The 19,764-nt window shown below is 67.7% G+C and carries 22 protein-coding genes; 13 read left to right on the forward strand and 9 right to left on the reverse strand.

The window, feature by feature from the left end; translation table 11 throughout:
• The first annotated feature begins 60 nt into the window (after positions 1 to 60).
• Both P0Y52_07110 and trpE read left to right on the forward strand, forming a co-directional pair.
• A complete protein-coding gene (locus tag P0Y52_07110) occupies positions 61 to 1,986 on the forward strand; it encodes a SurA N-terminal domain-containing protein (protein ID WEK59301.1) in 1,926 nt (641 codons plus the stop codon).
• Positions 1,983 to 3,524: an anthranilate synthase component I gene (gene trpE, locus P0Y52_07115; protein ID WEK59302.1), complete on the forward strand. Its 1,542-nt coding sequence runs from the start codon at positions 1,983 to 1,985 to the stop codon at positions 3,522 to 3,524. The genes P0Y52_07110 and trpE overlap by 4 nt, the downstream gene beginning before the upstream one ends.
• On the opposite strand, the gene P0Y52_07120 is transcribed toward trpE, so the two are convergent.
• Positions 3,521 to 3,709 carry a hypothetical protein gene (locus P0Y52_07120; protein WEK59303.1) on the reverse strand — a complete coding sequence of 63 codons (189 nt, stop codon included), beginning with the start codon at positions 3,707 to 3,709 and terminating at the stop codon, positions 3,521 to 3,523. The two genes, trpE and P0Y52_07120, sit on opposite strands and share 4 nt — an antisense overlap.
• A gap of 109 nt (positions 3,710 to 3,818) precedes the next feature.
• On the opposite strand from P0Y52_07120, the gene P0Y52_07125 reads away from it, so the two are divergent.
• The 4 genes from P0Y52_07125 (at position 3,819) to lexA (ending at position 7,280) form a co-directional block, all read left to right on the forward strand.
• Entirely contained in the window at positions 3,819 to 4,409 is a 591-nt protein-coding gene (locus P0Y52_07125; protein ID WEK59304.1) for an aminodeoxychorismate/anthranilate synthase component II, read from the forward strand.
• A gap of 4 nt (positions 4,410 to 4,413) precedes the next feature.
• A complete protein-coding gene (gene trpD, locus P0Y52_07130) occupies positions 4,414 to 5,448 on the forward strand; it encodes an anthranilate phosphoribosyltransferase (protein WEK59305.1) in 1,035 nt (344 codons plus the stop codon).
• Positions 5,445 to 6,242, forward strand: a complete 798-nt coding sequence (gene trpC, locus P0Y52_07135; protein ID WEK59306.1) for an indole-3-glycerol phosphate synthase TrpC — start codon at positions 5,445 to 5,447, stop codon at positions 6,240 to 6,242. The genes trpD and trpC overlap by 4 nt, the downstream gene beginning before the upstream one ends.
• Before the next feature lie 345 nt (positions 6,243 to 6,587).
• Positions 6,588 to 7,280, forward strand: a complete 693-nt coding sequence (lexA, locus tag P0Y52_07140; protein ID WEK59307.1) for a transcriptional repressor LexA — start codon at positions 6,588 to 6,590, stop codon at positions 7,278 to 7,280.
• On the opposite strand, the gene P0Y52_07145 is transcribed toward lexA, so the two are convergent.
• Complete coding sequence (locus tag P0Y52_07145) at positions 7,261 to 9,267, reverse strand: ComEC/Rec2 family competence protein (protein WEK59308.1); 2,007 nt, start codon at positions 9,265 to 9,267, stop codon at positions 7,261 to 7,263. The genes lexA and P0Y52_07145 overlap by 20 nt on opposite strands.
• 165 nt (positions 9,268 to 9,432) lie before the next feature.
• Here P0Y52_07145 and gltX point away from each other — a divergent pair, with 165 nt between their 5' ends.
• Both gltX and gltA read left to right on the forward strand, forming a co-directional pair.
• Complete coding sequence (gene gltX / locus P0Y52_07150; GenBank protein WEK59309.1) at positions 9,433 to 10,848, forward strand: glutamate--tRNA ligase; 1,416 nt, start codon at positions 9,433 to 9,435, stop codon at positions 10,846 to 10,848.
• Positions 10,849 to 10,913: 65 nt separating this feature from the next.
• Positions 10,914 to 12,215: a citrate synthase gene (gltA, locus tag P0Y52_07155; GenBank protein ID WEK59310.1), complete on the forward strand. Its 1,302-nt coding sequence runs from the start codon at positions 10,914 to 10,916 to the stop codon at positions 12,213 to 12,215.
• A 94-nt stretch (positions 12,216 to 12,309) separates the two neighbouring features.
• Here gltA and P0Y52_07160 read toward each other — a convergent pair whose 3' ends face one another.
• The gene (locus tag P0Y52_07160) at positions 12,310 to 13,605 is read right to left on the reverse strand and encodes an acetamidase/formamidase family protein (protein ID WEK59311.1); all 1,296 of its coding nucleotides are present in this window, start codon (positions 13,603 to 13,605) and stop codon (positions 12,310 to 12,312) included.
• 94 nt (positions 13,606 to 13,699) lie between these two features.
• Positions 13,700 to 14,050 carry a RusA family crossover junction endodeoxyribonuclease gene (locus P0Y52_07165; protein ID WEK59312.1) on the reverse strand — a complete coding sequence of 117 codons (351 nt, stop codon included), beginning with the start codon at positions 14,048 to 14,050 and terminating at the stop codon, positions 13,700 to 13,702.
• 106 nt (positions 14,051 to 14,156) lie between these two features.
• Here P0Y52_07165 and fumC point away from each other — a divergent pair, with 106 nt between their 5' ends.
• Positions 14,157 to 15,548: a class II fumarate hydratase gene (gene fumC, locus P0Y52_07170; GenBank protein WEK59313.1), complete on the forward strand. Its 1,392-nt coding sequence runs from the start codon at positions 14,157 to 14,159 to the stop codon at positions 15,546 to 15,548.
• Positions 15,549 to 15,690: 142 nt separating this feature from the next.
• Here the strand turns inward: fumC and P0Y52_07175 are convergent, their stop codons facing one another.
• Together P0Y52_07175 and P0Y52_07180 are read right to left on the reverse strand one after the other, a co-directional pair.
• Positions 15,691 to 16,086 carry a YccF domain-containing protein gene (locus tag P0Y52_07175; GenBank protein ID WEK59314.1) on the reverse strand — a complete coding sequence of 132 codons (396 nt, stop codon included), beginning with the start codon at positions 16,084 to 16,086 and terminating at the stop codon, positions 15,691 to 15,693.
• Positions 16,087 to 16,183: 97 nt separating this feature from the next.
• A complete protein-coding gene (locus tag P0Y52_07180) occupies positions 16,184 to 16,417 on the reverse strand; it encodes a DUF2171 domain-containing protein (GenBank protein WEK59315.1) in 234 nt (77 codons plus the stop codon).
• 132 nt (positions 16,418 to 16,549) lie between these two features.
• Here P0Y52_07180 and P0Y52_07185 point away from each other — a divergent pair, with 132 nt between their 5' ends.
• Positions 16,550 to 16,735: a DUF4169 family protein gene (locus P0Y52_07185; protein WEK59316.1), complete on the forward strand. Its 186-nt coding sequence runs from the start codon at positions 16,550 to 16,552 to the stop codon at positions 16,733 to 16,735.
• Here P0Y52_07185 and P0Y52_07190 read toward each other — a convergent pair.
• Complete coding sequence (locus P0Y52_07190; protein ID WEK59317.1) at positions 16,732 to 17,652, reverse strand: EamA family transporter; 921 nt, start codon at positions 17,650 to 17,652, stop codon at positions 16,732 to 16,734. The genes P0Y52_07185 and P0Y52_07190 overlap by 4 nt on opposite strands.
• Before the next feature lie 144 nt (positions 17,653 to 17,796).
• On the opposite strand from P0Y52_07190, the gene P0Y52_07195 reads away from it, so the two are divergent.
• From P0Y52_07195 to P0Y52_07205, 3 genes are read left to right on the forward strand one after another with little or no spacing between them, the layout of a single operon-like run.
• Positions 17,797 to 18,207, forward strand: a complete 411-nt coding sequence (locus P0Y52_07195) for a YbaY family lipoprotein (GenBank protein WEK59318.1) — start codon at positions 17,797 to 17,799, stop codon at positions 18,205 to 18,207.
• Positions 18,208 to 18,210: 3 nt separating this feature from the next.
• Entirely contained in the window at positions 18,211 to 18,453 is a 243-nt protein-coding gene (locus tag P0Y52_07200; GenBank protein ID WEK59319.1) for a ribbon-helix-helix domain-containing protein, read from the forward strand.
• On the forward strand, positions 18,443 to 19,162 hold the full coding sequence (locus P0Y52_07205; GenBank protein WEK59320.1) for an SIMPL domain-containing protein: 720 nt from the start codon (positions 18,443 to 18,445) through the stop codon (positions 19,160 to 19,162). Before P0Y52_07200 ends, P0Y52_07205 begins: the two co-directional genes overlap by 11 nt.
• 82 nt (positions 19,163 to 19,244) lie before the next feature.
• Here the strand turns inward: P0Y52_07205 and P0Y52_07210 are convergent, their stop codons facing one another.
• A complete protein-coding gene (locus tag P0Y52_07210) occupies positions 19,245 to 19,568 on the reverse strand; it encodes a hypothetical protein (protein WEK59321.1) in 324 nt (107 codons plus the stop codon).
• Positions 19,569 to 19,578: 10 nt separating this feature from the next.
• Positions 19,579 to 19,764: a hypothetical protein gene (locus P0Y52_07215; protein ID WEK59322.1), complete on the reverse strand. Its 186-nt coding sequence runs from the start codon at positions 19,762 to 19,764 to the stop codon at positions 19,579 to 19,581.

Genomic DNA, 19,764 nt, shown 5'->3' on the forward strand with positions numbered 1-19,764 from the left:
CTGCCCGTATAGGCGAGCGTGGCGCCCCTTTGACGCCGGCCCTCGTCAGGTTCTTTCTCGATGATCACGCTGTTCCGCAACTTCTCCAAGTCGAAATGGGCTGCGGGCCTGTTCGCCTTGATCATCCTCAGCTTCCTGATCGTGGGCGCTCAGTCGGATGTCTTCTCCAACCTCGGTCCGAAGCACGTCATCGACGCCGGCGACCGCAGCGTCGGCGCCCAGCAGTTCCGCGCCGACTTCGAGCGGGTGCGTAACAACCTGCAGGAGCAGGCCGGTCGCCCCGTGTCCTTCGAGGACATGGTCAAGGAGAACATCCACACCCAGTATCTGGAAAGCCAGACCCAACGCATGGGCTTCCTCGCCTGGGCCTGGAACGCCGGCATCCGCCCCGGCAAGGAGCTGGTGCTGAAGGAAATCCGCCAGATCCCGGCCTTCTTCAATCAGGTCAGCGGCCAGTTTGATCAGGACCGCTATGAACAGGCGCTCGCCGCCCAGGGCCTGACCTCGGAAATGCTGGAACAGGACCTGCGCGACCAGTACGTCGCCAGCCAGTTCGGCGCCGCTGTCTTCGCCGGCGCCCGCGTGCCGCGCATCTATGGCGCCCTGCTCGCCGGTCAGGCGCTGGAGACCCGCGACGGTCGCTGGTTCGATGTGACCCAGGCCATGGCGGGATCGACTCCGGCGCCCACCGACGCCCAACTGACCGCCTTCATCAACGAGAACGCCGCCCAACTGCGCCGTCCCGAATTCCGCATGGTCTCGATCGTGCTGTTCAATCCGGGCCCCAACAGCCAGCCGACGCCGATCACCGAGGAGCGCATCCGTGAGCGCTTCGAGTTCCGCAAGGCCGCCCTGTCGAACGCCGAGAAGCGCACCTTCGTCACCCTGACGGCGCCGACCAAGGCCGCCGCCGACCGCATCGCCGCCGACCTGCGCGCCGGCAAGACGCCGGCCGAAGTCGCCGCCGCCAACAAGATCGAGGCCAGCAACTACAACGACACGCCGCAGAGCGCCGTGGGCGACCCGGCCGTGGGCGCCGCCGTCTTCGCCCTGCCCGCCAATCAGGTCTCCAACCCGATCCAGAGCCGTCTCGGCTTCACGGTCGCCAAGGTCACCGCCGTCACCGCCGGCGCGCCGGCCACGCTGGAAAGCGTCCGCAGCGCTCTGGTCGAGGAACTGCGCGCCGAAGACGTCAAGGGCGCGACCTACGCCAAGGTCGAGCAGTACGAGAAGGCCCGTCAGGACGGCAAGAACCTGGCCGATGCGGCTCAGGCCGTCGGCGCCCGCCTGATCCAGCTGCCGCCCTTCACCGCCGAGGGCCGCCTGCCCGACGGTCAGCCTATCAACGCCCCGCGTCAGATCTTCGAACAGGCCTATGCCCTGTCCAAGGGCGGCGAGAGCGACATCATTGACGCCGGCGAAGGCCAGTATTTCGCCGTCCGCGTCGACGACATTCGCCCGTCCGCCCTGCCGACCCTGGCCGAGGTTCGCGCCCCCCTGGCCCAGCAATGGACCATGCGGGAGAACGCCCGTCGCCTCTCGGCCAAGGCCGAGGAACTGGCCCAACGCGTGCGCGGCGGCGAGGACATCGCCAAGGTCGCCGCCTCGGTCGGCGCCCAGCTGACGACCCGCACCGCCGTCCAGCAGAGCCGTGAAAGCCAGACGCAACTGGGCGAAGGCGTCCTGCGCGGCCTGTTCGGCCAAGGCAAGGGCCAGGTCTTCACCGGCCAGACCCAGACCGGCTTTGTCGTCGGCCACGTCGACGCCATCCACGGCGCCGTGCCGGCCCTGGCCGCCCCGCTGGTCGAGCAGGTCCGTCCGCGCCTGACCCAGGAGCTGGCTAACGCCATGGTCGAGCAAAGCTTCAACGCCGGCGCCGCCCGCGTGAAAGCCAAGAACGACCCGGCCGCCGCCATCGCCGCCCTGGGCATCGAAGCCCCGGCAGCCGCTCCGGCGGCTCCGGTCCCCGCGCCTGCCAAGAAATGAGCCAGGGCGTCGGACAGGAAGCTGAACGCACCGCGTTTGTCACTGGCCTGACCTCAGGCCGCCCCCAGGTCGTCGTTCGCCGCTTGATCGACGACCTGGAGACGCCCGTCTCGGCCTTCCTCAAGGTCGGGCACGGGCGGCCCTACGCCAGCCTGCTGGAGTCGGTCGAAGGCGGCGCCGTCAACGGTCGCTACTCAATCGTCACCCTGGCCCCCGACGTCGTCTGGCGCTGCCGCGACGGCCAGGCCGAGATGGCGCGCGGCGAGGCGGTCCTGGCCGATCGCTTCACGCCCGAAGACCGGCCCGCGCTGGAGTCCCTGCGCGCCCTGATCGCCGCCACCCGGTTCGACCTGCCCGACGACCTGCCGCCCATGGCCGCCGGTCTGTTCGGCGTCTTCGGCTATGACATGGTGCGTCTGCTGGAGCCGCTGGGCCCGGCCAACCCCGACCCGCTGAACCTGCCCGACGCCGTCATGGCGCGCCCGTCGCTGGTCGCCATCTTCGATTCGGTGAAGCACGAGATCGTCCTGATCGCCGCCGCCTATCCCGATAGCGCCGCTGATCCCGACACCGCGTTCAACGCCGCCATCGCCCGCCTCGACGATTTCGTTGAGCGCCTGCGCAGCCCGCTGCCGATCCAGCGCGAAGCCGAGCCGGCGCCCGCGCCCGACTTCCACACCCCCGTCGACGCCGCTGGCTTCGACGCCATGGTCGCCAGGGCCAAGGACTACATCACCGCTGGCGACATCTTCCAGGTCGTGCTGGCGCACCGCTTCTCGGCGCCGTGGAGCCAGGACCCGTTCGCCTTCTATCGCTCGCTGCGTCGCGGCAACCCGTCGCCCTATCTCTTCTTCCTCGACTATGTCGATTTCCAGCTGGCCGGCTCCAGCCCGGAAATCCTGGTCCGGTTGAAGGACGGTCGCGTCACTATCCGCCCGCTGGCCGGCACCCGCCCGCGCGGCGCCACGCCCGAGGCTGACAAGGCGCTGGAAGCCGAGCTTCTGGCTGATCCCAAGGAGCGCGCTGAGCACCTGATGCTGCTCGATCTGGGCCGCAACGACGTGGGCCGCGTTTCATCGCCCGGCTCGGTCGAGGTGACGGAAAGCTTCGTCGTCGAGCGCTACAGCCAAGTCATGCACATCGTCTCCAACGTGCACGGCGCCGCTGATCCCAGGCTGGACGCCGTGGACACGCTGCTGGCGGCGCTTCCCGCCGGCACCCTGTCGGGCGCGCCCAAGGTAAGGGCCATGGAGATCATCGACGAACTGGAAACCGAGAAGCGCGGCGTCGGCTATGGCGGCGGCGTGGGCTATATCTCGGCCAATGGCGAGGCGGACATCTGCATCGTCCTGCGCACCGCCATGTTCGCCCAGAACCAGATCTTCGTTCAGGCCGGCGCCGGCGTCGTGGCCGACAGCGACCCTGCCGCCGAATACGCCGAAACCCTGGCCAAGGCTCGCGCTCCGATGAAGGCGGCCGAGGACGCGTGGCGATTCAACGCGACCACGCGTGGCCAGGGCGCCGACGGCAAGATCTAAGGATTGGAAACCGTGGAGCCCTGGTCGAACGACACGCCGGGGCCCACGACCATGGTCCCCGCCAGCATCACCGCCGCCGTCGCGGCGAAGGCCGCCGCCGCCAGCAGGCGCAGCGGCTTGGGTTGCTCTGTGGCCGGCTCATCGAGCAGGGCCTGGGCGTCGCGGATGGCTTCTAAGCGGGTCAAGACGGATTTCTTCCGATGGCGATGCTCCTGTATCGCGCGGACAGCTTAACGTCCGCTTTCCTCCCGCCTTCGCTTGGCGCGTCGTCCCTCCCACCTTAAGAACCCTGTCATGATCCTCGTCGTCGATAACTACGACAGCTTTACCTACAACCTCGTCCACTACCTCGCGGAGTTGGGCGCCCAGACGCATGTCGTCCGCAACGACGACCTGACGGTGGAAGAAGCCTGGGCGCTGAAGCCCGAGGCCGTGCTGCTGTCGCCCGGTCCCTGCGCCCCGGATCAGGCGGGCATCTGCCTGCCCCTGATCACGACCGCGCCGCTGGACATGCCCATCTTCGGCGTCTGCCTGGGCCATCAGGCCATCGGTCAGGCCTTCGGCGGCGACGTCATCCGCGCCAAGACCCTGATGCACGGCAAGACCTCGCCGATCCTGCATGAGGGCCGCAGCGTCTTCGCCGGCCTGCCCTCGCCCTTCACCGCCACCCGCTATCACTCGCTGGCCGTGCGTCGCGAAACCCTGCCGGATGAGCTGGAAGTCACCGCCTGGACCGCCGACGGCGAGATCATGGGTCTGGCCCACCGCACCCGGCCGATCCACGGCGTGCAGTTCCACCCGGAATCCATCGCCACCGAGCATGGCCATGACATGATCGCCAACTTCCTCGATCTGGCGGGCGTCAAGCGTCTGGCCACGGTCTGACGCCATGGATGGTTTCAAGCCTCTGCTGGGCAAGCTGGTGGACGGGCGCGTCCTGACGCCGGACGAGGCCCATGCCTTCTTCTCCGCCTGCCTGCGCGGCGAACCGACCCCGTCCCAGGTCGCCGCCGCCGTCACCGCCCTGCGCATCCGCGGCGAAACGGTGGACGAGATCGTCGCCTTCGCCACCGCCATGCGCGACGCCGCCCTGTCGCTGGATCATCCGTTTGATGAGGTGATCGACACCTGCGGCACCGGTGGCGACGGCCAGCACACCTATAATGTCTCGACCGCCGCCGCCTTCGTCCTGGCGGGCGCAGGGCTCAAGGTCGCCAAGCACGGCAACCGCGCCATCAGTTCCAAGTCCGGCTCGTCCGACGTGCTGGCCGCTCTGGGCGTCAACCTCGACGCCACCGTCCCGCAACAGGCCCGCGCCCTGGATCAGGCCGGCATCGCCTTCCTGTTCGCCCCCACCTATCACGGGGCCATGCGCCACGTCGGCCCGGTGCGGGCCGAGATCGGTTTCCGTACGGTCTTCAACCTTCTGGGGCCGCTTTGTAATCCAGCCCATGCAAACCGTCAGGTCATGGGCGTCTATGATCCCGCCCTGCTGGAGCCTCTGGCCGAGGTGCTGGGCCGTCTCGGCGCCCGGCGCGCCTGGACCGTCCATGGTCAGGGTCTGGACGAACTGACCACCACAGGCCCGACCGAGGTGGCCGAGTGGAAGGACGGCGCCGTCCGCCGCTTCACCGTCACCCCCGCCGACGCCGGACTGCCGCTGGCGACGCTGGACGACCTGCGCGGCGGCGACGCCGAGCACAACGCCGCCGCGCTGACGGCCCTGCTGGCGGGCGAGCGCGGCCCCTATCGCGACATCGTCGTGCTGAACGCCGCCGCCGCCCTGGTCGTGGCCGACCGCGCCGCCGACCTGCGTGAAGGCGCCGAACTGGCCGCCGCCGTCATCGACGACGGCCGCGCCGCCCGCGCGCTGGAAACCCTGGTGCGCGTCACCAACACCCCTATCGACCCCGAGGCCGCATGACCGACGTTCTGGCGAAGATCGCCGCCTACAAGCGCGACGACGTGGCCGCCCGCAAGGCCGCCACCTCTCAGGACGCCATCGAGGCCCTCGCCCGTGAAGCCTCGGCCCCGCGCGGCTTCCGCGCCGCTCTGGAACGCAAGGCCGAGGACACCGGCCGCCCGGCCCTGATCGCCGAGATCAAGAAGGCCAGCCCGTCCAAGGGCCTGATCCGGGCCGACTTCGACCCGCCGGCTCTCGCCAAAGCCTATGAGCGCGGCGGCGCCACCTGCCTGTCCGTCCTGACCGACGGTCCCAGCTTCCAGGGCGACGACGCCTTCCTCGTCGCCGCGCGCGACGCGGTCGCCCTGCCCTGCCTGCGCAAGGACTTCCTGGTCGATCCCTGGCAGGTGGCCGAGAGCCGCGCCCTGGACGCCGACTGCATCCTCATCATCCTCGCCATGGTGGATGACGCCCTGGCCGCCGACCTGCTGGCCGAGGCCGAGCGCTTCGGCATGGACGCCCTGATCGAGACCCACGACGAGTCCGAAATGGCCCGCGCCTGCGCGCTCGGGGGTGATCTGGTCGGCGTCAACAACCGGTCCTTGCGCACCTTCGAGGTCGACCTCGACGCCACCGAGCGCCTGTCCATGCTCAGCCCGGTCAAGGCCCTGCTGGTCGCCGAAAGCGGCATCTTCACGCCTGACGATGTCCAGCGCGTCGCCGACGCCCACGCCCAGGCCATCCTCGTCGGCGAAAGCCTGATGCGTCAGCACGACGTGGAGGCTGCGACCAAGGCCCTGCTGTCGTTGGGCTAATGTCGGATATCGGCTGAGCGGTAAATGTCCGCTTTCGACCGTAGCAGACCTTGAGGCGCTCCGGCTAAGCTATCTATATCAGCTGAAACTCGCTGCCGATTATCCCGAGCGGGCGTTTGAAGTGCATTTCAACGATGAACCAGGCTTGGACAGCATCGACTATGAGCTGACGTTCTTCCAAGTTCCCGCTGCCTTCGAATGATGCCGACTTCCCACCCTTACGCGACATCCAGAGAGGCCGCATTGAGCGGCAACGCCCGCTCAATGCGGCCGAGTTGACATTCAGCAAGAACACTTACAGAACATCGACAACGGTTCACGCCTTGTTCTGGAAGCCTTGCGCCCATGCTCACCAAGAAGCAGCACGAACTCCTGATGTTCATTCACGAACGGATTCAGGAAACGGGCGTCTCGCCCTCCTTCGACGAGATGAAGGAGGCGCTGGATTTGGCGTCCAAGTCGGGCATCCACCGCCTGATCACGGCGCTGGAGGAGCGCGGCTTCATCCGCCGCCTGGCCCACCGCGCCCGCGCGCTGGAAGTGACCAAGCTGCCGGAACAGGCCACCGCAGGCGCGCCGCGCGGCCATGCGGGCTTCAAGCCCGGCGTCATCGAGGGCGGCGGTCGCCCCAAGGCGGCTGAGCCCGCCAACGACAGCCGCGAACTGGCCCTGATGGGCAAGATCGCGGCGGGCACCCCCATCGACGCCATCGAGCATGAGACCGCCCGCTATCCGGTGCCGGAAGCCATGCTGGGCGCGGGCGAACACTATCTGCTCGAGATCGAGGGCGACTCGATGATCGAGGCCGGCATCCTCAACGGCGACATGGTCATCATCAAATCGACCGCCGACGCCTCGTCCGGCGAGATCGTGGTAGCCTTGGTCGAAGGCGAACAGGCCACGCTGAAGCGCCTGCGCAAGAAGGGCGCCTCCATCGCTCTGGAGCCCGCCAACCGCAACTACGAGACCAAGATCTACGGCTCGGATCAGGTCGCGGTTCAGGGCAAGCTGGTCGGCCTCATCCGCCGCTATCACTGAAGTCGGGATCGGCCTGACGCGTCCAGGGCCTCTGCCCCCGCACGTCAGCCGCCCACACCGCCTTCCAGCCCGCGCCGACGCGCCACAGCTCGACCGAGCCGCCGCGCCCATAGTCCACGCCGTCCAGCACCAGCCGCCCGGCGCATGAGGCCGGCAGCGACGGCAGTTCGGCGCGGCTGCTGACGACTGCCGCCGACCGGCACAGAACGTCCAGTTGCTCCGCCGACGGCGCCTTCTTGCCCCACCAAAGCGCGACCGGCCCGGCCTCAGGTGCTTCCGGCGCGCAGAAGGACCGCTTGCAGGTCCAGCCCGCCTCCGGCCTCGGCGTCAGTTCCAGCCCGCGCCGCCGCGACCACAGGTCCGCCGCGAACTGCCTTACGCCGGGCCTTGCCACAACCGCCGCATCCACCTGCCGCCAGGCCGCATTGGTCCCGCCATCGCCGATCCACAGATCGGGCGCAGCCGGGCGCGGCCAGATCAGCACCGCCGCCGCCAACGGCAGGCCTAGCCAGCGCAGCCTTCCCCGCCACAGGCAGATGAAAAGGATGCCGATAAAGGCGACCGGCAAGGCCGCCGCCGGGGCGCTGGCCACCGTCTGCACCGCGCCCGGCAGACCCGCCGTCCAGTGGCCGATGGCCAGCATCATCTCGACGCCCTTGCCCGCCAGCCACAGGAAAGGCGCGCCCAGCCCCAGCGGCTCCAGCGCGGCCCCCAGCGCCAGCGCCGGCATCAGGATGAAGTCCGCGACCGGCGAGGTGGCCAGATTGGCGATCAGGCCATAGACGGCGGTGCGGTTGAAATGCTGCATGGCGAACGGCCCGGTCGCCATGCCCGCCACCAGACTGGCGGTGCAGGCGATCAGCAGCCAGCTTCCTAGGCGCTGCGCCGCCACGATCGGCCAGGGCGCCGAAATCTCCTTGATCCGGCGCGGCCAGACCTCGGCCAGCGCCACCAGGGCCGCCGTCGCCGCAAACGACATCTGGAACCCCGGCGTGACGATGGCCTCGGGCTGCAGCAACAGCACCGCAAAGGCCGCGACCGCCAGGGCGTGCATGGTCACCGCCTGTCGATCCAGCAGGATGGCGAAAAAGGCGATGGAGGCGGTGATGGCCGACCGCTCCGCCGGCGGCGGCGCCCCCGACACCACCAGATAGGTCCCGACCGCAATCAGGCCCGCGACCGCCGCCACCTTCTTGCCCGACACCCTGAGCGCCAGCCACGGCCAGGCCGCCACGCCCAGTCGAACCCCAAAGAAGACAAAGCCCCCGACAATGGCCATGTGCAGGCCCGAGATCGACAGGATGTGCGCCAGCCCGGAATCGCGCATGGCGTCCAGATCCTCGCGCCCGATCCACGTCTCGTGCCCCGTGGTCATGGCGGCGGCGATCCCGCCGGTCCGCTCGCCCAGCCGCGCCACGATCCGCTGCGCCAGGGCATAGCGGGCGGCATTGATCTTCATCGCCATCCGCACTCGCCACGGCGGCTCGGCCAGCACCGTCGGCCGCGTCTGGCCCAGGGCGAACAGCGTCCCGCCCATGCCCTGGAAATAGGCGTTGCGGCCAAAATCATAGGCCCCCGGACTAGCCGGCGACGGCGGCGGGTTCAGATTGCCGAACAGCCGCACCGCCTCCCCCGGCGCGGGCGGCTCGCCCCGCACCGTGGCCCGCAGCCGCACCGGCGTCGCCTCGGGCGCCAGCCCCCTGATCCGCACCGGCGCCACGACGATTCGCGCGCCGCGCTCGCCGGGACTCTCGACATCCATGACCCAGGCCTCGACCACAGTCGGCTCGGCCAAGGCCGGCGCAATCGGCCCGCTGACGGCCTCGGTCCTCAGCTTGGCCGCCGCCGCCCCGCCGCACAGACAGGCCAGCATCAACAGGATCAGGGTCCACCGCCGCGCCAGCCCGAACCGTCGCGCCGCCAGCCAAACGGCGAAGGCCAGCACCGCCGCCAGTATCAGCGGCCAAGTCGCCGGTTCGCTCTTCAAAGCGAAATAGGTCGCGCATCCGCCGCCAAAGAAGACCGGCGCCCACAGCCGCCAACGATCCGTCTGGTCCGCGACTTCGGCACGAACGCCGTCAAGAACCCGTCCGGCAAGGCTTCGCTTTGGCGCGCGCGGGCGTATAAGGGCCTCCGCAACGGACCCCTTGTTATGACCTCCCCTTCCTCGACTGTCGTCACCCGCTTCGCCCCCTCGCCCACAGGCTACCTCCATATCGGCGGGGCGAGAACCGCGTTATTCAACTGGCTCTACGCCAAGAGCCGGGGCGGGAAATTCCTGATCCGCGTCGAGGACACGGACCGCGAACGCTCGACCGACGAGGCGGTCAAGGCCATCTTCGACGGCCTGTCCTGGTTGGAGCTCTTCGGCGACGAAGAGCCCGTCTTCCAGTTCGCCCGCGCCGACCGTCACCGCGAGGTCGCCGAGCAGTTGCTGGCCTCGGGCCACGCCTACCGCGACTTCCTGACCGCCGAGGAAACCGGCGCGCTACGCGATCAGGCCAAGGCCGAGGGTCGCGAATTCGTCTCGCCCTGGCGCGACCGTGAGCCGAGCGTCGACGATCTGGCCAAGCCCTTCACCGTTCGCTTCCGCCGCCCGCTGGACACCTCCGTCCTGGTCGAGGATGCAGTTCAGGGCCCGGTGCGCTGGGATTCAGGGTCGCTGGACGATCTGGTCATCCTGCGCTCGGACGGCGCGCCGACCTATAACCTGGCCGTGGTGGTGGACGACCACGACATGGGCGTGACCCACGTCATTCGCGGCGACGACCATCTGAACAACGCCGCCCGCCAGAGCCTGATCTATGACGCGCTCGGCTGGGCCCGCCCGACCTTCGCCCACATCCCGCTGATCCACGGCCCCGACGGCGCCAAGCTGTCGAAGCGCCACGGGGCCCAGGCGGTCCATGAATACGCCGAAATGGGCTATCTGCCCGAGGCCATGCGCAACTATCTGGCGCGTCTGGGCTGGGCGCACGGCGACGACGAACTGTTCAGCGATGAACAGGCGCTGGAGTGGTTCGACCTGCCCGGCGTCGGCAAGGCGCCCGCCCGCCTCGACTTCGACAAGCTGGCCCACGTCAACGCCCACTGGATTCGTCTGGCCGACGACGACCGTCTGGCCAAGCTGACCCTCGACGCCCACCTGACCAAGGGTCGCGCCCTGCAACCCGACGACGAGTCCCGCCTGCTGCGCGCCATGCCCTTCGTCAAGGATCGCGCCAAGACCATTGTCGATCTGGCGGCCCAGACCGACTTCGTGCTGAAGGCGCGTCCGCTCGCGCTGGACGAGAAAACCGTGGGTCTGCTGACCGGCGAAGGCCGCGACCGACTTTCACGACTCCGTGAACGGCTCCGTCTTTTCCAGAGCTGGGACGTTTTCGCCCTCGAAGCCGAGCTTAAGGCTTTCGCCGAGGAAGAAGGTGTAGGCTTCGGAAAAATAGGGCCTTCCATGCGCGGCGCCCTCACCGGCGGCTCCGTCTCGCCGGACATTGCGCGAATTCTTGCCGCCCTGGGCCGCGACGAAGGTCTCGGGCGCTTGGATGATGCGCTGCAACAGACTAAGTGATCACCCATAACCATGCAGACTGGACGCCTCCCCGCGCCCGGCCGGAAGAAGAACAAGGGGCCTAGATGACTGAACAAGCTAAACCCGCCGGCACGGCGACCTTCGCCTACGGCGACAAGACCGTGGAACTTCCCGTCCTTTCGGGCTCCACCGGACCGGACGTCGTCGACATCCGCAAGCTGTACGGCGCGACCGGGGCCTTCACCTTTGACCCCGGCTTCACCTCGACGGCGGCGTGCGAAAGCGCCCTGACCTTCATCGACGGCGACGAAGGCGTCCTGCTGCACCGCGGCTATCCGATCGACCAGCTGGCCTCGCAGTCGAACTTCATCGAAGTCTGCCACCTGCTGCTGCACGGCGAACTGCCGACCGCAGCGCAATATGAGAAGTTCGAAGAGAGCATTACGCGGCACACCATGCTGCACGCTCAGTTCGACCGCTTCTTCGAAGGCTTCCGCCGCGACGCTCACCCCATGTCGATCATGGTCGGCACCGTCGGCGCCCTGTCGGCCTTCTATCACGACAGCCTGGACATCCATGATCCGGTGCAGCGCGACATCTCGGCCATCCGCCTGATCGCCAAGATGCCCACGATCGCCGCCCGCGCCTACAAGTACCACGTCGGCCAGCCCTTCATCTCGCCGCGCAACGACCTGTCGTACGCCGAGAACTTCCTGCGCATGTGCTTCGCCGTTCCGGCCGAGGACTATGTGGTCGATCCGGCCCTGGTTCGCGCCATGGACCGCATCTTCACCCTGCACGCCGACCACGAGCAGAACGCCTCGACCTCGACCGTCCGTCTGGCCGGCTCGTCGGGCGCCAACCCCTTCGCCTGTATCGCAGCCGGCATCGCCTGCCTGTGGGGCCCGTCGCACGGCGGCGCCAACGAAGAGGCGCTGAACATGCTCAAGGAAATCGGCACGCCGGACCGTATTCCCGAGTTCATTCAGGGCGTTAAGGACAAGAAGTACAAGCTGATGGGCTTCGGCCACCGCGTGTACAAGAACTACGATCCGCGCGCCAAGGTCATGCAGCAGTCGGCCTATGAAGTGCTGGCCGCCACGGGCCGCGAGAACGACCCGCTGTTCCAGGTCGCCAAGGAACTGGAGCGCGTCGCCCTGTCGGACGAGTACTTCACCTCGCGCAAGCTGTTCCCGAACGTCGACTTCTATTCGGGCATCACCCTGTCGGCGATGGGCTTCCCGACCACCATGTTCACCGTCCTGTTCGCCCTGGCCCGCACCGTGGGCTGGATCTCGCAGTGGCAGGAAATGATGGCCGATCCCTCGCAGAAGATCGGTCGCCCGCGTCAGCTCTACACCGGCCCGACGCAGCGCGACTACGTGCCGATCGAACAGCGCGGCTGATCGACGGCCATAGGCTGAAATGGAAAAGGCCGGGGTTCACACCCCGGCCTTTTTGTTTGTCTCCTCATAGCGTGAGAGCGGCGACGCCGCCCCTCTATTCCCCTGGCTTTTTGGGCAGGTCTCGCAGTCGCGCCTTATCAAGACTGAGCGCCATCCCCGCGTTGCGGCCCGCCAGCGTGACAACCCTGTATTCCGCCGCCGTTCCCAGGATCAAGGACGCCTCCGAGAGGCTGAGGCCGTAGTCCTGCTCCAGCCACTGGACCATAGAGCCTGTCGCCGCGCGCACCGCCTCATCCAGTGAACCGGCCTGACCAATGACCGTGATCGCGTCCGCGGTTTCGACACGCGGGCTGGAAAGCGGACGGGCCGGCAAAACCTCCACGCTGAACTCCACGTCCAGCGAGGTCTCCAGCGCCCACTGGGTGGTCTCGCCATCGCCCTGAAGCGCGTGCCCGTCACCGAGGAAAAGCAGAGCCCCCGGCTGATAGACCGGCAGATAGAGAGTCGCGCCCTGTCCGACCTGGTTGAAGTCCATATTGCCGCCAAAACGGCCGGTATCGCCGGCCGAGAAGGGCGCGAAGCCGAAGTCGGGCGCCACGCCGACGCCGCCCAGCATCGGTCGCACCGGAACAACATAGTCCTTCAATCCGGCGGGCGGATTCTCCAGCCGGGCCGTTCCGGCGGCGCGATCCAGTCGCCACCGCACCCGCTGGCCCAGGTCAGCCGACCGCGCAGCCAGCCTCAGCGGCATCGCGCTGCTGGTGAAGCCGTCCAGGCTGTCGGCGTAGTCCCGGTTCAGCGCCAACTTTCGGATGTGGACAGCCAGGACATCGCCGGGATTGGCCCCGGCGACGAAGAATGGCCCCGTCTGCGGATTGCCATAGAGGGCCACGGTGCGGCCGTGCTCATCGACGCCGCCGGAATCGATCGTGCGCGTGGCGATGATGTCGCCCGGACGGATCACCATGACCGGCGCCCGCTCTGCCGTGAAGGCGTTGGAGAAGGTTTCGGGGTCATAGGTGCGCCGTTGCGGCGGACCGGCGGGGATTTCCAGCCGTTGCGCGGTGAAGGCGTGCCTGGCGCGCGCCTCGGGCGTGTTGGTGTCGGGGTAGTCGGCCCAGCCGGACAGGACATTGCCCGCCTGCGACGCCTCAAAGCGATAGCGGCCGCCGTCAGAGTCCACAGCGGTGAAGACGAGGCGATCCCCCTCACGCCGCCCCTCGACCGCCAGGTCGTTCAACCGACCCGAAAGCAGGTCGCCTTTGTCCTCAAGCTTCAGCGTGCTCCGTTCGGCATTGCCCCATCGATCAACCGAGAGAACCCAGGTCTGCGTCTCGGCCCACGCGGGCGACGCCGACAGCAACAACAGGACAGCGGCAAGGCCACGCATCGACGATCTCCCCGAGAAGATATCGACGGTAGCCGGGGCGGATGATCCGGCAAGTTAAGCTTCGGCAACCCTTCGGTGGACGCCGCCGGCGCCCCTATGTCCTCGGAAACACCCGGATGGTGATCCGCTCGCGTTCGCCTTCATTCCGTTCGACCAGCAGCCGCGCCACCTGGCTGTCGTCGTGGAACAAATAGCCCTTGATGGCGTCCAGCAGGGCCTTGGCCAGGTTGTCCAGGTCCATCCACGGCGCGTCGCCGACGTGCTCCATGCGGATCTCGACGACATAGTCGCCCCAGGACGGCCGCGCGCTCCATTCCTTGCGAAAGAACTCATAGGCCAGGGGCTTGTAGTATTTGGCCTGAGTGGTCAGGCCGTCGATGGTGATCTCGACCGTGTCGCCGACCTCTCGCCCGCGCACCTTGCCTGTCCCGATCCAGCCTTCCACGTGCGCTCGCTCCTTTAGCCAATGGTCGGGCCGATCTTGCCCCGCCGCGTCTGCGTGCTACACCGCCCGGCATCCTCCCGCCACGTCTGATGAGAAGCGCAGCGCCATGAGCAACGTCCGTATCGAAACCGACACCTTCGGCCCCATCGAGGTCGCCTCGGACCGCTACTGGGGCGCACAGGCCCAGCGTTCGCTCGGCAACTTCAAGATCGGCTGGGAAAAGATGCCCCTGCCGGTCGTCCGCGCCCTGGGCATCGTCAAGCGCGCCGCCGCCGAGACCAACCGCGATCTGGGCAAGCTGGACGCCAAGCTGGCCGACGCCATCATCGCCGCCGCCAATGAGGTCATCGAAGGCAAGCTGAACGACCACTTCCCGCTGGTCGTCTGGCAGACGGGTTCGGGCACCCAGTCGAACATGAACGCCAACGAGGTGATCTCGAACCGCGCCATCGAGATGCTGGGCGGCGAGATGGGCTCCAAGAAGCCGGTCCACCCCAACGACCACGTCAACATGAGCCAGTCGTCGAACGACACCTATCCGACGGCCATGCACGTCGCCTGCGCCGAACAGGTGGTCAACGACCTGCTGCCCGCGCTGAAGCACCTGCACGCCGCCCTGGACGCCAAGTCCAAGGCCTGGGCCCACATCATCAAGATCGGCCGCACCCACACCCAGGACGCGACCCCCCTGACCCTCGGTCAGGAGTTCGGCGGCTATGCGCAACAGGTCGCCAACGGCATCGAGCGCATCGAGCAGACCCTGCCCAAGCTGATGGAACTGGCCCAGGGCGGCACCGCCGTCGGCACCGGCCTGAACGCCCCCATCGGCTTCGCTGAAAAGGTCGCCGCCAACATCGCCGCCATCACCGGCCTGGCCTTCACCACGGCGCCGAACAAGTTCGAAGCCCTGGCCGCCCACGACGCCATGGTCTTCAGCCACGGCGCGATCAACACGGTCGCCGCCTCGCTGTTCAAGATCGCCAACGACATCCGCTTCCTCGGTTCCGGCCCGCGTTCGGGTCTGGGCGAACTGGCCCTGCCGGAAAACGAGCCGGGCTCGTCGATCATGCCGGGCAAGGTCAATCCGACCCAGTGCGAAGCCCTGACGCAGGTCTGCGCCCAGGTGTTCGGCAACAACGCCGCCCTGTCGTTCGCCGGCTCGCAAGGCCACTTCGAGCTGAACGTCTACAACCCGGTCATGGCCTACAACTTCCTGCAGTCGGTCCGACTGGTCGCCGACGCGGCCATCAGCTTCACCGACAACTGCGTCGTCGGCATCGAGCCGCGCGTCGACAACATCGAGCGCGGCCTGAACAACTCGCTGATGCTGGTCACGGCCCTGAACGGCAAGCTCGGCTACGACGCCTGCGCCAAGATCGCCAAGACCGCCCACAAGAACGGCACCACCCTGCGCCAGGAAGCCGTCGGCGGCGGCTACCTGACCGACGCCGAGTTCGACGAGGCCGTCCGCCCCGAAAAGATGATCTCGCCGGGCTGAGACTGAGCGACACACTAGACATAGCGCCGGTCAGGTTCGCCCTGACCGGCGTTTTTTGTTTCCCCGCTCACCCCGGCGGAGGCCGGGGTCCAGTCCTTTGGCTTCAGACGCGCTCGAAAGCCTAATGACGCTCTCACTGAGGTCAGCGCTTGTCCCTGATCGTCCGCCCCACGGGGGCCAGCGACAGCTTGGCCAGCTCGACGTTCTTCAGCGCAAAGGGGATGCCGATCAGGCTGACGAACTGCGGCACGGCGATCAGGATATGGGCCAGGGCGATGTACCAGCCCGCCAGCACCAGCCAGATCACGTTCAGCCCCAGACCGAGGCAACCCGCTCCCAGATCGGCGGGATTGGGATCACGCCAGACGATCTCGCGCCCGAACGGCCAGAAGGAATAGCTGGCGATCCGCCAGGCCGCGAACGCCCACGGCAGGCCCACCACCGTCAGGGCCAGCAACAGCCCTCCGAACAGCCAGGCCAGCCCAGAAACAAAGCCGCCCAGGAAGAACCACAGCAGGTTCAGGATCAGTCGGATCAAGGTCGTCTCCCCGGCGCGAGATCGCGCAACGCCCCTGATATGGCGAAAAGGCCCCGCCTGTGACAGCGGGGCCCGGGTAAATTCGCGGTAAGGCGGCCTAGTGCTTAACGACCCAGCGCGCCTTGGCTTCGTCCTTGGTCATGTTCAGATGGACGTGTTCATCGACGTGATCGACCCAACTGACCGGGATCATATGGTGCTTCAGGCCGGAGCCGAGATCCATCTTGGCCAGCTCGATCTGATCGCCCATCACATGGTCCACCCGGCCGACGTGCCCGCCGTCCGAACCCACGACTTCGAGATGTTCCTTGATCATCGAGGCGCTTACCATGGTTGTCTCCATTACTGATTGCGGGTGATGGTGAAACGGTCCAGGCCGCGTTCGGGTCCATCACAATGGTCGATCACAGGAGCTCACGATGTCGCTGACCGTCCATCCCGCGTCTGACAGAGGCCACGCCTGATGGGCGAGATCGTCAACCTGAACAAGGCGCGCAAAGCCCGCGACAAGGCTGAGGCCAAGCGCGCCGCCGACGGCAACCGCCTGGCGTTTGGCCGCACCAAGGTCGAGCGCCTGACCACCCAGACGGAACGCGACCGCGACGCCGCCCGTCTGGACGGCCACAAGCTGGATGAACCTGAGAGCTAGGCCGCCGACCGCTTCGGCGCCCGGATCAGGAACAACTGCCCCGCCAGCACCAGGGCCAGCCCCAGGAGGGCGATCCAGCCGAACCGCGCGCCCTCGAACATCACCGACACCAGCATGGCGATCGGCGGCGTCAGGGCCGAGACATAGCTGGCCAGGGCAAAGCCCCTCATTCGGGCGATGGTGAAATACAGCCCGAACGCGATCACCGAGCCGAACAGAGATAGATACAGCAGCGAGATCACATAGGCCGGGCTCCACGCCACCGACCACGACACCCCGGTCGCCAGCCCGTAAAGCGCCAGCGCGCCCGTGCCATAGGCCATGGCCCAGGCCGTGCCGGGCAGGACCTGAGCCCCCGCCTGCTGACCCTTCCAGGCGAACCAGTTGCCGAATGCCGAGGCGACGACGGCGATCACGGCGAAGGTCACGCCCTCGACCGCGTGCAGACCCAAGCCGGCGCCCATGACCTCGCCGCCCGACAGCACCGCCACCCCGATCACCCCCATGCCCGCGCCCAACCAGGCGGCCGGCGCCGCCTTCTGCTTCGAGGCCACGCGGAACAGGATCAGGTTGAGGAAGGCCAGGGCCGCAAAGATCACCGCCACCACGGCGGAGGCGATCTTCTCCTCGGATGCATAGACAAAGGCGTAGCTGATCGAGAACGAGAACAGCCCCTGCCCCATGGCCATCAGGTGCTGCGGCCGCGTCATGGCCAGCTTGCCGCCCGTCGCCTTGACCACCAGGGCCAGCACCGCCGCCGCGATGGCGAAGCGCATCACAACCGACACCACCGGATCGACCGCCCCCAGTTGGAAGGTGATCGCATACCAGGTCGTGCCCCAGATCAGGGCGCAGACGCCGATCCCGGCCAGGGCCAGGGCGGCCGGCGACAGGGGAAGCTTTGCAGACTGGGTCACAGGCGGGCCTCAACGGCGACTCAAGGGAAACGAAACCGGAACCTCGTTATCACCGCTTCCCCGACAGCGCCGCCCCCAACTTGCAGCCTTATGCCTTGCTGGCGCGTTCTGCTAAGCTGGCTCCCTCAGACAGGACATTTCGTCATGCGCTTTCTTCCGCTGATCGCCCCGCTGGCCCTGGTGGTCGCCGCCTGCTCCAGTGTCGCCGGCCCCGAGTCCGGTTCGACCCCGATCGAAGTCACCGCCGCCTATCGCGAACGCATCCTGCTGCCGCCCGGCCATGTCCTGACGGTCAAGCTCGAGGATGTCAGCCTGATGGACGCCCCCGCACGCGTCCTGGCTGAAACGACCATGCCGCTGGAGGGCCGCGGCCCGCCCTACGCCGTCACCCTGTCGGCGCCCAAGGCCCAGATCGACCCGCGCCACACCTATGCCGTCCGCGCCGAAATCCGCGACCCGGCCGGCGTCTTGCGCTTCACCACCGACACCCGGCATTCGGTCCTGACCAACGGTGCGCCGAACAAGGCCGACATCATCATGGTCGGCGTCCGCTAAACCGTGAGCAGCCTCGCCAAGCGTTCCGTCCTCCTGTCCGGCCACGCCACCTCAGTGGCGCTGGAGCCAGAGTTCTGGGCCGTTCTGGACGCCATCGGGGCTGAACTGAACCTCGGACGCGCCGCCTTGTTGATCCGCATCGACGCCTGGCGCGGCCGTCGCCCCCTCGCCTCGGCCTGCCGCGTCCTGGCTCTGCAATGGGCGAGCGGCGACCGCAGCTTTGCCGGAGAGAACGATGAGCCCTGACAACCGCCTGATCCCCGCCGCCGTCATCGGCGGACTTCTGGCCATCGGCCTGATCGGCGGCGGCGCCCTGATCGGTCAGGGTGTGGTCAACGCCCGCGCCGGCGACCGCTCCGTCACCGTGCGCGGCCTCGCGGAAAAGGACGTAAAGGCCGACCTCGCCGTCCTGCCCATCCGCTTCACGGCCTCGGGCGAGGTTCTGTCGGACGTTCAGGCCCGCATCGACGGCGACCTGGCCATCGTGCGCCAGTTCCTCAAGGCTCAGGGCTATCCCGACGCCTCGGTCGATCTGGGCCAGCTCGGCGTGGCCGACACCCGCTCGCGCGAATACGCCAGCCAGACCGGCGGTCCCCGCTTCATCCTGAACCAGACCGTCATCGTGCGGACCAATGACGTGGACCGGGTCCAGACCACGACCCGCAACCTCAATGATCTGGTGCATCAGGGCGTGGTGCTGCAGGACTTCCAGGGGCCGTCCTACATCTTCACCAAGCTGAACGACGTGCGGCCCGTCATGATCGCCGAAGCCACCGCCGCCGCCCGCACCGGCGCGGTCCAGTTCGCCAAGGACTCCGGCGCCCCGCTCGGCCCCATCAAGTCGGCCGGTCAGGGCTCCTTCGAAATCCTGCCCCGCGACGGCTTCGGCGACGAAGCCACCTCCCTGAACAAGAAGGTCCGCGTCGTCACCACCATCAGCTACCGGCTGAAATAGGCATCAACTCACTCCCTCATCCCGGCGATGGCCGGGATGAGGGCTTTGGCGACGACGAAACTTCTCAACCGACAGGTCAGCGTCAGGTCGCGGGCTCCGGGGTCGGCGCCGTGACCGTCGGCGGTTCGGCTGGCCGCGGCACATCGGGCAGACGCGGCGCCTCCGGCAGCTTGGGCGCCGGGACATTGATGTCCAGATTGACCTCCGGCCGCTCCGGCGGGGCCATCGGCCGCCCATCGGAATAGAGAACCCAGCCGATCACGGCCACGGCCACGATCAGACCGCCGACGATGAAGGCCAAGGCGCCGCCGCCCTTTCGCTGGGGCGGAGCGGTATTGATCGTCGTCTGATGCACCACGCGATCAGACGCCACGCCGTCAGAGGGCGGGATATTGGGATCGGTCATGTCCGCCCTCCTATTGGCCGCTCGGCACGGCCGGGGCCGACACCTCGGGCAGTTTGACGTCGACATCGACATTCTTTGTCTCGGGCGCGCCCCCGCGACCCAACAGGAACCAGGCCAGAACCGCCACCACGACCACCAGGCCGCCGACGATGAAGGCCAGTCCGGCGTTGCCGCCTCCGCTTGAACTCTCTGCCAT

The sequence above is a fragment of the Candidatus Brevundimonas phytovorans genome, assembly GCA_029203145.1.
GTDB lineage: Bacteria > Pseudomonadota > Alphaproteobacteria > Caulobacterales > Caulobacteraceae > Brevundimonas > Brevundimonas phytovorans.

Excerpts from the sequence above, each read along its gene's own strand:
- P0Y52_07110 (WEK59301.1), top strand. The coding sequence starts at position 61 with ATGATCACGCTGTTCCGCAACTTCTCCAAGTCGAAATGGGCTGCGGGC.
- trpE (WEK59302.1), top strand. The coding sequence starts at position 1,983 with ATGAGCCAGGGCGTCGGACAGGAAGCTGAACGCACCGCGTTTGTCACT.
- P0Y52_07125 (WEK59304.1), top strand. The coding sequence starts at position 3,819 with ATGATCCTCGTCGTCGATAACTACGACAGCTTTACCTACAACCTCGTC.
- trpD (WEK59305.1), top strand. The coding sequence starts at position 4,414 with ATGGATGGTTTCAAGCCTCTGCTGGGCAAGCTGGTGGACGGGCGCGTC.
- trpC (WEK59306.1), top strand. The coding sequence starts at position 5,445 with ATGACCGACGTTCTGGCGAAGATCGCCGCCTACAAGCGCGACGACGTG.
- lexA (WEK59307.1), top strand. The coding sequence starts at position 6,588 with ATGCTCACCAAGAAGCAGCACGAACTCCTGATGTTCATTCACGAACGG.
- gltX (WEK59309.1), top strand. The coding sequence starts at position 9,433 with ATGACCTCCCCTTCCTCGACTGTCGTCACCCGCTTCGCCCCCTCGCCC.
- gltA (WEK59310.1), top strand. The coding sequence starts at position 10,914 with ATGACTGAACAAGCTAAACCCGCCGGCACGGCGACCTTCGCCTACGGC.
- P0Y52_07160 (WEK59311.1), bottom strand. The coding sequence starts at position 13,605 with ATGCGTGGCCTTGCCGCTGTCCTGTTGTTGCTGTCGGCGTCGCCCGCG.
- fumC (WEK59313.1), top strand. The coding sequence starts at position 14,157 with ATGAGCAACGTCCGTATCGAAACCGACACCTTCGGCCCCATCGAGGTC.
- P0Y52_07180 (WEK59315.1), bottom strand. The coding sequence starts at position 16,417 with ATGGTAAGCGCCTCGATGATCAAGGAACATCTCGAAGTCGTGGGTTCG.
- P0Y52_07185 (WEK59316.1), top strand. The coding sequence starts at position 16,550 with ATGGGCGAGATCGTCAACCTGAACAAGGCGCGCAAAGCCCGCGACAAG.
- P0Y52_07195 (WEK59318.1), top strand. The coding sequence starts at position 17,797 with ATGCGCTTTCTTCCGCTGATCGCCCCGCTGGCCCTGGTGGTCGCCGCC.
- P0Y52_07205 (WEK59320.1), top strand. The coding sequence starts at position 18,443 with ATGAGCCCTGACAACCGCCTGATCCCCGCCGCCGTCATCGGCGGACTT.
- P0Y52_07210 (WEK59321.1), bottom strand. The coding sequence starts at position 19,568 with ATGACCGATCCCAATATCCCGCCCTCTGACGGCGTGGCGTCTGATCGC.
- P0Y52_07215 (WEK59322.1), bottom strand. The coding sequence starts at position 19,764 with ATGGCAGAGAGTTCAAGCGGAGGCGGCAACGCCGGACTGGCCTTCATC.